This is a genomic window from Desulfurivibrio modestus (genome assembly GCF_044068625.1).
Classification (GTDB): domain Bacteria; phylum Desulfobacterota; class Desulfobulbia; order Desulfobulbales; family Desulfurivibrionaceae; genus Desulfurivibrio.
In genome coordinates this window covers 1-15400 of record NZ_JBIPKH010000037.1, presented here as the reverse complement: position 1 = coordinate 15400, position 15400 = coordinate 1, and the positions used below count along the sequence as shown (strand labels likewise).

Annotated in this window: 12 protein-coding genes and 1 tRNA gene; all 13 read left to right on the top strand. The window is 58.8% G+C overall.

The window, feature by feature from the left end:
* Positions 1-41 precede the first annotated feature (41 nt).
* The 13 genes from rpmG to fusA all read left to right on the top strand — a co-directional run bounded on the left by rpmG (position 42) and on the right by fusA (position 15348).
* A complete protein-coding gene (gene rpmG, locus ACHHRT_RS13290; RefSeq protein ID WP_395500255.1) occupies positions 42-191 on the top strand; it encodes a 50S ribosomal protein L33 in 150 nt (49 codons plus the stop codon).
* 9 nt (positions 192-200) lie between these two features.
* Positions 201-277: transfer RNA gene (locus tag ACHHRT_RS13285), tRNA-Trp, on the top strand.
* A gap of 82 nt (positions 278-359) precedes the next feature.
* The gene (gene secE, locus ACHHRT_RS13280; RefSeq protein ID WP_395500254.1) at positions 360-599 is read left to right on the top strand and encodes a preprotein translocase subunit SecE; all 240 of its coding nucleotides are present in this window, start codon (positions 360-362) and stop codon (positions 597-599) included.
* Between the two features lie 53 nt (positions 600-652).
* Positions 653-1183, top strand: a complete 531-nt coding sequence (nusG, locus tag ACHHRT_RS13275) for a transcription termination/antitermination protein NusG (RefSeq protein ID WP_395500253.1) — start codon at positions 653-655, stop codon at positions 1181-1183.
* Between the two features lie 135 nt (positions 1184-1318).
* Positions 1319-1744 (top strand): 50S ribosomal protein L11, encoded by a 426-nt coding sequence (rplK, locus tag ACHHRT_RS13270; protein WP_395500252.1) that lies wholly within the window; start codon positions 1319-1321, stop codon positions 1742-1744.
* A gap of 52 nt (positions 1745-1796) precedes the next feature.
* Positions 1797-2507 (top strand): 50S ribosomal protein L1, encoded by a 711-nt coding sequence (gene rplA / locus ACHHRT_RS13265; protein WP_395500251.1) that lies wholly within the window; start codon positions 1797-1799, stop codon positions 2505-2507.
* A gap of 220 nt (positions 2508-2727) precedes the next feature.
* Entirely contained in the window at positions 2728-3252 is a 525-nt protein-coding gene (gene rplJ, locus ACHHRT_RS13260; protein ID WP_395500250.1) for a 50S ribosomal protein L10, read from the top strand.
* A gap of 56 nt (positions 3253-3308) precedes the next feature.
* Entirely contained in the window at positions 3309-3692 is a 384-nt protein-coding gene (gene rplL / locus ACHHRT_RS13255; protein WP_395500249.1) for a 50S ribosomal protein L7/L12, read from the top strand.
* A 196-nt stretch (positions 3693-3888) separates the two neighbouring features.
* Positions 3889-8001, top strand: a complete 4113-nt coding sequence (gene rpoB / locus ACHHRT_RS13250; RefSeq protein ID WP_395500248.1) for a DNA-directed RNA polymerase subunit beta — start codon at positions 3889-3891, stop codon at positions 7999-8001.
* A 74-nt stretch (positions 8002-8075) separates the two neighbouring features.
* Positions 8076-12134 (top strand): DNA-directed RNA polymerase subunit beta', encoded by a 4059-nt coding sequence (gene rpoC / locus ACHHRT_RS13245; RefSeq protein ID WP_395500247.1) that lies wholly within the window; start codon positions 8076-8078, stop codon positions 12132-12134.
* A gap of 126 nt (positions 12135-12260) precedes the next feature.
* Complete coding sequence (gene rpsL, locus ACHHRT_RS13240; protein ID WP_395500246.1) at positions 12261-12632, top strand: 30S ribosomal protein S12; 372 nt, start codon at positions 12261-12263, stop codon at positions 12630-12632.
* Between the two features lie 29 nt (positions 12633-12661).
* The gene (gene rpsG / locus ACHHRT_RS13235) at positions 12662-13135 is read left to right on the top strand and encodes a 30S ribosomal protein S7 (RefSeq protein ID WP_395500245.1); all 474 of its coding nucleotides are present in this window, start codon (positions 12662-12664) and stop codon (positions 13133-13135) included.
* Between the two features lie 128 nt (positions 13136-13263).
* Positions 13264-15348 (top strand): elongation factor G, encoded by a 2085-nt coding sequence (gene fusA, locus ACHHRT_RS13230; protein ID WP_395500244.1) that lies wholly within the window; start codon positions 13264-13266, stop codon positions 15346-15348.
* Positions 15349-15400: the final 52 nt, after the last annotated feature.

The following is a 15400-nucleotide window of genomic DNA, read 5'->3' as shown; positions in this document are numbered from 1 at the left end:
GTCGGGTCTTACCCGCCGGCCTAGAAAAAAGGATTGAAATTATGCGCGATATAGTGACCCTGGGTTGTGGCAGCTGCAAACGGCGCAACTATACCACCACCAAGAACAAGCGTAAGACTCCCAATAAGTTGGAGTTTAAGAAATATTGCCCCTTTTGCCGCAGCCACACCCCGCATAAGGAAACCAAGTAGGATACAGCTAGGCCAGTAGCTCTAATTGGTAGAGCATCGGACTCCAAATCCGAGGGCTGGGGGTTCGAGTCCCTCCTGGCCTGCCACAAATTTTACAGGTAATTCGATTTCGCCCTTGGGTTTCAAGCAAGGGCGATACTCGTTTTTCACGGAGAATGGCGGAATAAAATGGCGGCAAAGGCTGAACCGGGCAAGAGTGGGCAGAGCGAGGGCTTAGGGTCCCGGCTGTCTCAAATCAAACAGTTCATCACCGAGGTCCGTCAGGAGTTCGGCAAGGTGGTTTGGCCTGGGAAGAAACAGGCCATCATGTCCACCACCGTGGTGGTGATTCTGGTGATACTGGTGGCTATTTACCTTGGCACCGTCGATCTGGTGCTGGGTAAAATTGTCGGGGCGATCCTGCGCTGAGCGCGGTGGAAGGGCGGCCCCTGCCGTCGACGATTGACAAAGAGAGACTCTAAATGGCACGTCGCTGGTACATACTGCATACCTACTCCGGTTTCGAAGAGCAGGTTAAGACCGCTTTGCTGGAACGGATGAAGAATGCCGGCCAGGAAGATATGTTCGGCGAAATTCTGGTCCCCACCGAACAGGTGGTGGAGATGGTCAAGGGCGCTAAAAAAACTTCCACCCGTAAGTTTTTCCCCGGCTATATCCTGGTCAATGTCGATCTTAACGATCAGACCTGGCACACCGTCCGCGATACCCCCAAGGTAACCGGCTTCGTCGGCAATGATCTTAATCCCGAGCCCCTGGATGATGCCGAGGCGATGAAGATAATCGGCCGGATTCAGGATGGGGCCTTGAAGCCCAAGCCCAAGGTTTCCTTCGAGGAGGGGGATCAGGTGCGGGTGGTGGACGGTCCCTTTGCCAACTTCCAGGGGGTGGTGGACCAGGTTTATCCCGACAAGGGTCGGGTGCGGGTCCGGGTGTCGATTTTTGGTCGCGAAACCCCGGTGGAACTGGAATATATTCAGGTTTCCAAGGGTTAGGCGGCATTACTGTTTGAACAACGGGATGGGGCGGCGGTTAAGTTCCATCCGGGGAGCCTGTCGACGGCGACGGGCGTTTAGACCCACCATAGAGACCGCGCCCCCAAGCGAGGCGCGGGCAGGGAGACTAGCAACATGGCTAAGAAGATTCAGGGATACATCAAGCTGCAGATTCCCGCCGGCAAGGCCAACCCCTCGCCGCCCGTGGGCCCGGCTTTGGGCCAGCACGGGGTCAACATCATGGAGTTCTGCAAGGCCTTTAATGCCAGAACCCAGGCGGAAGGTGATACCATCATTCCGGTGGTGATCACGGTTTTTGTCGATAAGTCATTTACCTTCATCACCAAGACCCCCCCGGCATCGACCCTCCTGTTCAAGGCCCTTGATCTGAAAAAGGGTTCCAGCCACCCCAAACGCGAGCGCGTTGCCAAGATCGGCCGGGACAAGATTCGGGAGATCGCCGAGAAGAAGATGCCCGATCTCAACTGCTACGATATCGAACAGGCGATGGCCATTATTGAAGGCACCGCCAGAAGTTGCGGTATCACCGTGGTTGACTGAGCATTTTCCGGGTAAGCTACCTTAAGAATTCAGATCCTGATGGGGTGAAGTGATGGCATTCAGAGGCAAAAAATATAAGAAGAGCGCGGAGCTGCGGGAAACGGCGAAACTTTACCAGCTCGAGGAAGCGCTGGCGATGATGCTGCAGGGCAAATTCGCTAAATTTGATGAGTCGGTGGATGTGGCTCTCCGTTTGGGGGTTGACCCCCGTCACGCCGACCAGATGGTGCGCAGCAGTATGGTGTTGCCCAACGGCACCGGCAAAACCGAGCGCATTCTGGTGTTTGCCAAGGGGGACAAGGTACAGGAGGCCCTGGACGCCGGGGCCGATTACGCCGGCAGCGACGAATATGTGGAGAAGATCCAGGGTGGTTGGCTGGAGTTTGATAAGACCATCGCTACTCCCGACATGATGGGGGTGGTGGGCAAGATCGGCCGGGTCCTTGGACCCCGCAACCTGATGCCCAATGCCAAGTTGGGCACGGTGACCTTTGATGTTGCCCGGGTGGTCCAGGAGATGAAGGCCGGTAAGATCGACTTCAAGGTCGATAAGGCCGGGGTACTCCACGCCATGGTGGGCAAAGCTTCCTTTGGCCCCGAGAAACTGCAGGAAAATATCATGGCCTTCATCGACAAGGTAATTCAGCTCAAGCCCGCGTCCAGCAAGGGTGTTTATCTGCGTGGCGCCAGCATCTCCACCACCATGGGTCCCGGCTTCAAGCTTGATCCCATGGCGGTCCGGGGTATTGGTCGCCAGGCCTAAATATAGGGGTAAGCAGTTCGTACGTCGAAGACAGCAGGTATCCTGGCGATAACCAGTTTGATCTAAGTCGCTCCGGATCTTTTGGGAGCAGCCTGCCGAGATGGACAAAATAAACGGTGCCAGGGAAAACAGTTTCCCGGTACCGCTCTCCTGTCTGTTGGTGTCGATCTCGACTGCTTTTGACTGTTAACCATTTACAAAGCAAAGGAGGTTGAGAATTTTGAAAAAAGAGGAAAAAGCGGAGATAGTTCAAGAGTTGAGCGGGAAGTTCGCCACGGCGAAACTCGCGGTACTCGCCGACTATCGAGGGATGACCGTTGGTTCGCTGCAGCAGCTGCGACTGGAGTTGCGCAAGAGCGCGGCTTCGATCAAGGTGGCCAAGAACACCCTGCTGAGCCGGGCCGTTGAAGGCACTCCCTTCGAATCCTTACGCGATCAGTTAAAGGGCAATACTGCCCTGACCCTGACCGACGCCGATCCGGTGGCTCCTGCCAAAATCCTGGTCAAGTTTGCCAAGGATAACCCCAAGCTGGTGATCAAGTCCGCCGTTCTGGAGGGCAAGCTGCTTAGCGCCGATGATCTGACGGCCCTGTCGAAACTGCCGGGGATCAACGAGTTGCGCGCCCAGTTGCTGGGACTGATGCTGGCCGTGCCCACCGGTTTTGTCCGGGTGCTGAATGGGGTGCCGCAGAAGGCGGTCTATCTGCTGCAGGCGATCAAGGAACAGAAGGAACAGACCAACTAGGTTTCAATTTAAATTTTCAGCTGAGTTTTCAGTGAAATATTAGGAGGATTACTATCATGGCCGTAACCAAAGAAGATGTCGTTGAGTTTATCTCCAACATGAGCGTGCTCGAGCTTTCCGAGCTGATCAAGGAATTGGAGGAGAAGTTTGGTGTTTCCGCCGCCGCCCCCGTGGCCGTGGCCGCCGCCGCAGGCGCCGGTGGTGAAGCCGCTGCTGCAGTCGAAGAGAAGACCGAATTCGACGTAATCCTGACTTCCGCCGGGGACAAGAAGATCGGCGTAATTAAGGAAGTACGTGCCATCACCTCCCTGGGTCTGAAGGAAGCCAAGGATCTGGTCGAGGGCGCCCCCAAGCCGATCAAGGAAGGGGTTTCCAAGGATGAGGCCGAGGATATCAAGAAGAAGATCGAAGCGGCCGGCGGCATCGTGGAGATCAAGTAGAATTGCGCAAGCTGCCCGGTTTTAACCGGGTTCTGGGCAGATCAGAGCAGCAACGCTACGGAGCTACGGCCCCGTGGCGTTGTTGCGTTTTTCATTTCACTTCCGCCGGTTTGCGGCCTTTGCGGCCGCCTTCCGCGCGCCAGCCAGATGGGCGATCTCGCTTAACATATCTGATAACCGACGAGGGTATTGCTGAATGCAGACGATCAGACGACTCCGGAAGAGCTTTGCCAAGACCAGGGCGATTGTTGAAAAACCCCATCTTATCGAGATGCAGAGCCGCTCTTTTGAGCAGTTCCTGCAGCTGGAGACCCCTCCGGAACTGCGCCGCGATGAAGGCTTGCAGGGAATATTCAAAAGCGTTTTCCCCATCAAGGATTTCAACGGTGCCTGCTCCCTGGAGTATGTCAACTACACCTTCGGCGAGCCCAAGTATACGGTTGAGGAGTGTATCCAGCGGGGGATGACCTTTGAAGTGCCGGTCAAGATGACCGTCCGCCTGGTTACCTATGACACCGACCCCGACAGTGGGGCTCAAAGTATTCGTGATATCAAGGAGCAGTCGGTCTATCTCGGCAGTATTCCCTTGATGACCAAGGCCGGGGTTTTTGTGATCAACGGCACCGAGCGGGTCATTGTCAGTCAGCTCCAGCGCTCTCCGGGACTTTTCTACAGCCATGACGGGGGTAAGACCCACGCCGGCGGCAAGCTCCTCTATTCGGCCCGGATTATTCCGGTGCGGGGCTCCTGGATTGACATGGAGTTTGACGCCAAGGATATTCTCTACGTGCGCATTGACCGCCGTCGTAAGTTTCCAGTGACCACCCTGCTCAAGGCCCTGGGCTACAGCAGTGAGGAGCTGCTTCGCTACTTCTACCAGACCGAGCAGGTCGCGGTGGCGCGCAAAAAATTTAAAAAGCGTTTTGATCCGGCGACCATGGTGGGCCAGCGTCTGCCCCATGATTTGATCAACCCCGCCGATGGCGAGGTCCTGGCCAAGAAGGGGCGTAAGGTGGGCAAGGCCCTGGCTCAGAAAATTGTCGAGGCCGGGATTGAGGGGATCGAGGTGGGGGTGGAGGATCTGGTGGGCAAGGTCACCGCCGGCCATATCGTCAACCCCGAGACCGGCGAGGTGATGATTCCGGCCAACACCGAATTGACCGAGACCATGCTGGAGGAGATTTCAGCCGCCAAAATCAAGGAGTTTGAGCTGCTGCTCATCGACGGGATCACCGTTTCCGACTCCTTCCGCAAGACCCTGATGCTGGATCGGGTGGAGAGCCGGGAGGATGCTCTGATCGAGCTTTATCGCCGGCTGCGGCCCAGTTCTCCCCCCACCATTGAGGTGGCGGAGAACTTTTTCAACAATCTCTTCTTTAACCCGGAACTGTATGATCTTTCGGTGGTGGGCCGGTTCAAGATCAATGCCCGGCTGGCGATCTCCACCGATACCGAAGTCAAGACCCTGACCGTCGAGGATATCATGCTGGCGGTGCGCAAGCTGGTTCAGCTCAAGGATGCCCAGGGTCCCATTGATGATATCGATCATCTGGGCAATCGTCGGGTCAGGACCGTGGGCGAGCTGGTGGAGAATCAGTACCGGATGGGACTGGTGCGGATGGAGCGGGCGATCAAGGAGCGGATGAGTCTGCAGGAGGTTGAAACCCTGATGCCCCACGACCTGATCAACCCCAAGCCGATCACCGCCGCCATCAAGGAGTTTTTCGGGACCAGCCAGCTCTCCCAGTTCATGGATCAGACCAACCCGCTCTCCGAGGTTACCCATAAACGGCGCCTTTCGGCCCTGGGACCCGGCGGCCTCTCCCGTGAACGGGCGGGGTTTGAGGTGCGCGACGTTCATCCCACCCATTACGGTCGGATCTGTCCGGTGGAAACCCCGGAAGGTCCCAACATTGGCCTGATCGTCTCCCTGGCCTCCTTTGCCCGGGTTAATCAGTACGGCTTTATTGAAACTCCCTATCGCCAGGTGGTTGATCGTAAACTCACCAATAATATCGAGTATATGACCGCCCTGGGCGAGGAGGGCAAGGTGATCGCCCCGGCCCGTACCGAGGTGGACAAGAAGGGGCGGCTGGTTGCCGACACCCTGATCGCCCGCCATGACGGTGAGGTTATGATCAGTACCGCCGGGGAAGTGACCAACATGGATGTGTCCCCCAACCAGCTGGTCAGTGTGGCGGCCTCCCTGGTCCCCTTTCTGGAAAATGACGATGCCAACCGGGCCTTGATGGGCTCCAACATGCAGCGCCAGGGGGTTCCCCTGCTTCGCTCCGAGGCCCCCCTGGTGGGGACCGGCCTGGAGGCGGCGGTGGCCAAGGATTCCGGCGTTTGCATGCTGGCCGGCGGTGATGGGGTGGTGGAGGCGGTGGATGCCAACCGGATCGTGGTTCGTTACGATCAGCCCGGGACCGACGGTTTTACCACCGGGATCGGCATCTACCGGCTGGAAAAGTATAAAAAATCCAACCAGAACACCTGCTTTACCCAGCGCCCCCTGGTCGATCCCGGGGTGCGGGTTAAAAAAGGCGATATTCTGGCCGATGGCCCGGCCTGCGACCAGGGCGAACTGGCCCTGGCCAAGAACGTTACCGTGGCCTTCATGCCCTGGCGGGGTTACAACTACGAAGACTCCATCCTGGTTAACGAGCGCCTGCTCAAAAAGGATACCTACACCTCGCTCCATATCGAAGTGTTCGAAACCGTGGCCCGGGACACCAAACTGGGCAAGGAGGAGGTGACCCGCGATATCCCCAACGTCAGTGAAGAGGCTCTGCGCAACCTGGACGAATCGGGAATCATCCGCATCGGGGCCGAGATCAAGGCTGGCGATATTCTGGTGGGTAAGATCACCCCCAAGGGTGAGACCCAGCTCTCCCCCGAGGAGAAGCTGCTGCGGGCGATTTTCGGCGAGAAGGCCGGGGATGTCAAGGACACCTCGCTGCGGGTGCCGCCAGGCGTTGAAGGGGTGGTGATCGATGCCAAGGTTTTCTCCCGCAAGGGGGTGGAGAAGGATGAACGGACCCTGGTCATCGAAGAAGCCGAGATCAAGACCCTGGAGCGGGACCTGGAGGATGAGCTGGGACTGCTGGCCAAAAGCGTCAAGAACGGGGTTGCCGATCTGCTGGAGGGCAGGGCCGTGAAGAATCAGGTCAAGGGGCGCAAGGATGAGATCCTCCTGGCCAAGGGCAAGAAGATCACCCGCGAGGTGGTGGAAAAGCTCTCCCTTTCCGAAGTAAAAAAATTGGATTACAGCGGCCGCGAAACCCTGGAGGGCGAGCTCAAGCTGCTGCTGGATCGCTACGATTCCCAGGTGAAGATGGTGCGGGGCCGTTACGAGGCTCGGATCTCCCGCCTGCAGAAGGGCGATGATCTGCCCCCCGGGGTAATTCGGATGGTCAAGGTTTACGTCGCCATCAAGCGCAAGCTGGCGGTGGGCGACAAGATGGCCGGTCGTCACGGCAACAAGGGTGTGGTCTCCCGGATTCTGCCGGAAGAGGATATGCCCTACTTCGCCGACGGCACCACCGTCGATATCGTGCTCAACCCCTTGGGTGTGCCTTCGCGGATGAACGTGGGCCAGCTGCTGGAGATCCATCTTGGCCTGGCCGCCAAAAAACTGGGAGAGCAGGTCCAGAGCCTGGCCGAGGCCCGCGATCTGGCGGCGGTGAAGAAGAAACTGGCCGCCGTTTACAGCGAGGAGGAGTATCAGCAGCTGGTGGCCGGCCTGAGTGACGATGAACTGCTGGATCTGGCCTCTCGGATGGGTGGCGGTCTCCATATGGCCTCGCCGGTTTTCGATGGGGCCCGCGAGGATGAGATTCGCCAGTTGCTGGTGGAAGCCGGCCTGGACGAAGTGGGCCAGATTCCCCTTTACGATGGTTTGACCGGCGAGATGTTCGACAACCCGGTCACCGTGGGCACCATGTATATGATCAAGCTGCATCACCTGGTGGATGATAAGATCCACGCCCGTTCCACCGGACCTTACTCCCTGGTCACTCAGCAGCCCCTGGGCGGTAAGGCTCAGTTCGGCGGTCAGCGGCTGGGGGAGATGGAGGTCTGGGCCATGGAGGCCTACGGCGCCGCCTACACCCTCCAGGAGTTCCTCACCGTCAAGTCCGACGATGTCAGCGGCCGGACCAGGATGTACGAGAAGATCGTCAAGGGCAACAATTTCCTGGAGGCGGGCCTGCCCGAGTCTTTCCATGTTCTGGTCAAGGAGTTGCAGGGACTCTGTCTGGATATGGAACTGCTCGATGATATCCCAGTTACCGCAGAAAAGAAGTAGGGGCCCCCTCGGGGTGTGGAAGATAGATAACCGGCCTGCGATGGTCTCCTTCACTTAGAAAGAAAGGTGTTGCCGTGGAAGAACTCTTCAGCTTTTTCGCCAAACCGAAGTCACCGACCAAATTTAAAGCCGTGCGGATTGCCATCTCCTCTCCGGACAAGATCCGGGACTGGTCCCACGGTGAGGTGAAAAAACCGGAAACCATCAACTACCGTACCTTTAAGCCCGAACGGGAGGGGCTGTTCTGTGCCCAGATTTTCGGGCCGGTCAAGGACTATGAGTGCAACTGCGGCAAATACAAGCGGATGAAACACCGCGGCGTGGTCTGCGAGAAGTGCGGGGTGGAGGTGATCCAGTCCAAGGTCCGCCGTGAGCGCCTGGGCCACATTCAACTGGCCGCCCCGGTGGCCCATATCTGGTTCCTCAAGAGTCTGCCCAGCAAAATTGGCAACCTGTTGGATATGACCTTGAAGGAGCTGGAAAAGGTGCTCTATTTCGACTCATACGTGGTCAGCGAGTCGGCCGAGCCCTCCATCAGCAAGGGCAGCCTGCTCAGCGAGGAGGATTACCGCCAGGCCCGCGAGGCCTTCCCCGACAAGTTCAAGGTGGGGATCGGAGCGGCGGCCATTCGGGAGATGCTGGCGGCCATCGATCTGGCCGAGCTTTCCAAGCAGCTGCGGCTGGAGATGCGGGAGACCGGTTCCGAGGCCAAGCGCAAGAAGCTGGCCAAACGACTCAATGTCACCGAGGCCTTCCTGGAATCGGGCAATCGGCCCGAATGGATGATCCTGGAGGTGATCCCGGTGTTGCCCCCGGATCTGCGGCCCCTGGTGCCGTTGGAAGGGGGGCGTTTCGCCACCTCCGATCTCAATGACCTCTACCGCCGGGTAATCAACCGCAACAACCGTCTGAAAAGGCTGTTGGAGCTGGACGCCCCCGAAATCATCATTCGCAACGAAAAGCGGATGTTGCAGGAGGCGGTGGACGTGCTGTTTGACAACGGCCGCCGCGGCAAGGTGATCACCGGCCCCAACAAGCGGCCGCTGAAATCGCTCTCCGACATGCTCAAGGGCAAGCAGGGCCGTTTCCGCCAGAACCTGCTGGGCAAGCGGGTGGACTACTCCGGCCGGAGCGTTATCGTGGTGGGCCCCCACCTGCGGTTGCATCAGTGCGGCCTGCCCAAAAAGATGGCCCTGGAGCTGTTCAAGCCCTTTATCTACAACCGCCTGGAGGCCAAGGGTTTGGTCACCACCATCAAGAGCGCCCGCAAGATGGTGGAGAAGGGGACCAAAGAGGTCTGGGACGTACTTGATGAGGTGGTACGGGAATACCCGGTGATTCTCAACCGGGCGCCCACCCTTCATCGTCTGGGTATGCAGGCCTTTGAGCCGACCCTGGTGGAGGGTAAGGCGATCCAGCTGCACCCCCTGGTCTGCGCCGCCTTTAACGCCGACTTCGACGGCGACCAGATGGCGGTCCATGTGCCGCTGACCGTGGAGGCCCAGATGGAAGCCCGGGTTTTGATGATGTCCACCAACAACATCCTCTCCCCGGCCAACGGTGAACCGATCATCATCCCCTCCCAGGATATCGTGCTGGGACTCTACTACATGACCCGGGAACGCTTCTTTGCCAAGGGTGAAGGCAAGTGCTTCAGCTCGCCCGCCGAGGTCCGTCTGGCCTACGATTTCAACGAGGTGCATCTTCAGGCCCGGATTAAGGTGCGGATCAATGGCGAGATGGTGGAAACCACCACCGGCCGGGTCCTGGTGGGCGAGCTGTTGCCCCCCGGCCTGGAGTTCGCCCTGGTCAACCGGGTGCTGGCCAAGAAGCAGCTGGCCAAGCTGATCGACCACTCCTACCGCCACGCCGGGACCAAGGCCACGGTGATTCTGGCCGATCGGCTCAAGGATCTGGGCTATGAATATTCCACCCGGGCCTCCATCTCCATCTGTCTCAATGACATGATGATTCCGGTGAGCAAGGATGAGGTGCTGGAAAAGGCCGAAACCCAGGTGCTGGACGTTGACCAGCAGTACCGGGACGGCCTGATCACCCCCGGTGAGAAATATAACAAGGTGGTGGATATCTGGTCCCGGGCCACCGACACCGTGGCCAACGACATGATGCAGGAGATGAGTGTCCAGTATATTCGGGACAAGGACAAGAAACTGGTTGAGCAGCCCAGCTTCAACTCGATCTTCATCATGGCCGACTCCGGAGCCCGGGGCAGCCGTGATCAGATCAAGCAGCTGGCCGGCATGCGCGGTCTGATGGCCAAACCTTCGGGGGCGATCATCGAAACTCCCATCAAGGCCAACTTTCGGGAAGGATTGAGCGTCCTGGAGTACTTCATCTCCACCCATGGCGCCCGTAAGGGGCTGGCCGACACGGCGCTTAAAACCGCCAACTCGGGTTACCTCACCCGCCGCCTGGTGGATGTGGCCCAGGACGCCACCATCATCGAACGGGATTGCGGCACCCTGGACGGCATCATAATCGAGGCCCTGGTTGAGGGCGGTGAGGTGATCCAGCCGGTGGGCGATCGAATCCTGGGCCGGGTGGCCCTGGATGACATCATCGATCCCTTCAGCGGCGAGGTGCTGGTCGAGGCCAACAGTGAAATCACCGAAGATAAGGTGGCTAAAATTGACGAGGCCGGCATCGACCGGGTTCAGATCCGCTCGGTTTTGACCTGCAAATCCCAACGTGGGGTTTGCGGGCTCTGCTATGGCCGTGATTTGGGCCGCGGCCATATGGTCAACATCGGCGAGGCGGTGGGGATCATCGCCGCCCAGTCCATCGGTGAGCCCGGAACCCAGCTGACCATGCGGACCTTCCATATCGGTGGCACCGCCAGCCGGGCTGCCGAGCAGGCCGAGGTGCGGACCCGCCACGGCGGCACCGTCAAATTCAGCAATCTGCACGCGGTGCGCAACGCCGCCGGCCGGCTGGTGGTCATGACCCGTAACGGGGAGGTGAGCATCCTTGGTGCCCACGGGCGGGAGCGGGAGCGCTATCATATCAACTACGGCGGCCAGATCTACGTTGAGGATGGGGCCGAGGTGGAGCCCGACACCCTGATCGCCGACTGGGATCCCTACACCATCCCCATCGTCAACGAGATCGGCGGTCGAATCAAGTTTGGAGATATTATTGAAGGTATCACCATGCAGGAGCGGGTCGATCCGGTTACCGGCAAGGCCTCCTCGGTGATCGTCCAATCCCGGGCCGGGCAGCACAACCCCCGGATCACCCTCAAGGATGAAAACGGCAAGACCGCCAAGCTGCCCAAAACCGGAACCCCGGCCCGCTACTCGCTGCCGGTGGGTACCATCATTGGGGTCAAGGAGGATGATGAGGTGGTGCCTGGTACTATTCTGGGCAAGATTCCTCGCGAGACCACCAAGACCAAGGATATCACCGGTGGTCTGCCCCGGGTGGCCGAGCTGTTCGAGGTCCGCAAGCCCAAGGAGTTCGCGGTGATCAGCGAAATCGACGGCCAAGTTAGCTACGGCAAGGATCTCAAGGGCAAGAAACGGGTGGTTATTACTCCCGAACTGGGCGAGGCCAAAGAGTACCTGATCCCCAAGGGCAAGCATGTCATCGTCCATGAGGGAGACTACGTCAAGGCCGGTGAGCCGCTGATGGACGGCTCCCCTGATCCCAACGACATCCTGCGGGTAATGGGGGTCAAGGATCTGGCCAAGTTCCTGGTCAACGAGGTCCAGGAGGTTTACCGGCTCCAGGGCGTTAAGATCAACGACAAGCATATCGAGGTTATCGTGCGCCAGATGTTGCGCCGGGTCCAGATCACCAGCGTGGGGGATTCCACCTTCATGCTGGGCGAGCATGTCGAGTGGTGGCGGTTCAACGAGGAGAATGAGAAGCTGCTGGAGGAGGGGGCCCGCCCGGCCACCGCCGAACCGGTACTGCTGGGGGTGACCAAGGCCTCGCTCTCCACCGACAGCTTCATCTCGGCGGCCTCGTTCCAGGAAACCACCAAGGTGTTGACCAACGCCGCCATGGCCGGCAAGATCGATCTCCTTAACGGTCTGAAGGAAAATGTCATCATGGGCCGACTGATTCCCGCCGGTACCGGGGTCGAGCGTTACGCCATCGCCGAGGAGTAGCAGCAAGATTTGCTTGACAAGGTGAGATGGGTGGAGTACAAATGCCGTTTTCCCGAGTCCGATGTCGCAGGTTGGGCCAGCCGGGGAGCTGAAAGCGGAAACAAGAAATTTCAGGAGTTGAGTTAGATGCCGACTATAAATCAACTGGTTCGCCAGGGCAGAAAGCAGAAGGCCAAGAAGACCAATACCCCGGCCATGAAGGGTTGTCCCCAGAAGCGCGGGGTGTGCGTGAGGGTTTACACCACCACTCCCAAAAAACCCAACTCGGCTTTAAGGAAGGTAGCTCGGGTGCGCCTGACCAACGGCATGGAGGTTACCTCCTATATTCCCGGTATCGGTCACAATCTGCAGGAGCACTCCGTGGTGCTGATTCGCGGCGGTCGGGTTAAGGACCTTCCCGGTGTCCGTTACCATGTGGTGCGTGGCACCCTGGACACCCTGGGGGTGGCCAATCGTAAGCAGGGGCGCTCCAAGTACGGAGCCAAACGGCCCAAATAAATATAATCTTCTCGCAGGGAGAAGCTCGAATGCCGAGACGGAGAGTAGCAGCAAGAAAACCGATAAGCCCCGACCCGCGTTTCAACAGCGTGGTGGTCACCAAGTTTATCAACCGGATCATGTTGGATGGCAAGAAGAGTACCGCTCGCGGTATCTTCTACGAGGCCATGGATATGCTGGAGAGCCGGGTTAAGGAAGCCAGCCCCCTGGAAGTTTTTGAGGGCGCCCTGGAGAAGGTTCGTCCCAGGTTGGAGGTCAAGTCCCGCCGGGTGGGCGGTGCCACCTACCAGGTGCCCATGGAGGTTCGCACCGAGCGTCGTAACGCCCTGGCCATCCGCTGGCTGGTGGGTTTTGCCCGCCAGCGCCCCGGCAAGACCATGGCGGAGAAGCTGGCGGCGGAACTTTCCGATGCCTTCCAGAATCGGGGTTCGGCCGTTAAGAAGAAAGAGGACACCCATCGGATGGCCGAGGCCAACAAGGCCTTTGCCCATTACCGCTGGTAGTCTGCTGTTTCCCTTCCACCTCCTTTAGGTTGACAAACCGGGGCGGGCAGGTTAAATAGCCACTTTTTTGCATGGCGGCGAGGGTGTTGCCGGGCAAAGTGTCGAGTTATCCGGGAAGGAGAGTGGTTGTGGCTGGCGAGGACGATCTATCGCGATTGCGAAACATAGGCATCATGGCCCATATCGATGCCGGCAAGACCACCACCACCGAGCGCATCCTGTTCTACAGCGGGCGCTCCCATAAAATGGGCGAGGTCCATGATGGCAACGCGATCATGGACTGGATGGAGCAGGAGCAGGAGCGGGGGATCACCATCACCTCCGCCGCCACCACCTGTCAGTGGAAGGGGTATCGGATCAACATCATTGATACCCCGGGGCATGTGGATTTCACCGTCGAGGTGGAACGCTGCCTGCGGGTCCTTGATGGAGCAGTTGCCGTTTTTTGCGCTGTGGGTGGAGTTGAGCCCCAGTCAGAAACAGTTTGGCGGCAGGCGGATCGCTACCGGGTTCCGCGAATTGCCTATATAAATAAGATGGACCGCACCGGCGCCGATCATGAGCGCTGCCTGCGGATGATGGTCGGGCGGCTCAACACGGTGCCGCTACTGACCCAGCTGCCGGTGGGCAGAGAAGAGAATTTTCGGGGCGTCATCGATCTCATCACCGAGAAGATGCTCCTTTTTGATGAAGGCTCACAGGGGGCCACGGTTGTTGAAGAACCGATCCCTGCCGATCTACTAGAAGAGTCCACGGCCGCACGTATGGCCCTGATCGAGAAGTTGGCCGACTTCGATGATGGGGTCATGGAGAAATTCCTGAACGAAGAGACGTTCACGGCAGCCGAGTTATATGGAGCGATCCGCGCCGCCACCCTGACCTTGCGGGCGGTGCCGGTTTTGTGCGGCACCTCGTTTAAGAACCGGGGGGTGCAGCCGCTCCTTGACGCCGTGTTGGAGTACTTGCCGTCCCCTTTGGATCTGCCCCCCGTGCAGGGGGTCAGCCAGGATGGCGAGTTGTTGGCCCGCAAGGCCTCCGATCAGGAGAAGCTTTGCGCCCTGGCCTTTAAGATCACCTCCGATCCCTTTGTGGACAACCTGGCTTATGTCCGGGTTTACTCGGGAGTGCTCAGGTCGGGCGACAAGGTTTTCAATCCGCTCAAGCGCAAGCAGGAGAAGATCGGGCGGATGCTGCGCATGCACGCCAACAAGCGGGAAGAGATCAAGGAGTTGCATGCCGGTGATATCGGGGCGGTGGTGGGGTTGAAATTTACCACCACCGGTGAGACTCTCTGCCAGGCGGGTGATTTTATCATCCTGGACACCATGGAGTTTCCCGAGCCGGTGATCAGCGTGGCCATCGAGCCCAAGGGTAAGGCCGACGAGGAAAAGCTGGCCGCTACCCTGGACCGGATCGCCGTCGAGGATCCCTCCTTCAGGGTGCGCACCGATCCCGATACCGGCCAGACCATCATTGCCGGGATGGGCGAACTGCACCTGGAGATCATCACCGATCGCCTGCTGCGGGAATTCAAGGTCGGGGCCAATGTGGGCCGACCCCAAGTGGCCTACAAGGAGAGTATTTCGAGGCCGGCGCGGAAGGAAACCAAGTTTGAGCATCCCACCGCCGGGGGCAAAGGGCAGTATGCCCATCTGGTCCTGGAGTTCGTTCCCCGGGAGCGGGGCGTCGGCTTTGAGTTTGTCAGCCGGGTTGATGAAGAGCAAATTCCGCCTTCCTTGGTGGCGGCCGTAGCCAAGTCGGTGACCGACAGCATGACCTCCGGGGTTCTGCTGGGGTTCCCGGTGATCGATCTGGAGGTGATCCTGGTCGACGGCTCCTGGCATGAGGACGAATCAACGCCCCAGGCCTTCGGGATCGCGGCTAATATGGCCTGTCGCCAGGGGATGTTGGAAGCCGCCCCCATTCTGTTGGAGCCGGTGATGACAGTTGAGATCACCCTGCCGGAAGGGTTTATGGGTGAGGTGATCAGCGACCTCAACGGTCGCCGGGCGACGATCATGGGTAACGACGCCTTAAGTGGGGATTTGCGGGTGTTACAGGCCCATGTGCCCCTGGCCGAGATGTTCGGGTATTCCACCGATCTCCGCTCGGCCAGCCAGGGGCGGGCCAGTTTTACCATGCAATTTTATCGATATGAAGCGGTTCCGGACCACCTTGCTCAACAGATCATCAAGCGGGTTCGGGGCTTGTAGCCAGGAAAAACAGCAAACAAGGCATTGACCAGTCAAACGTCGGCAGCCTTGC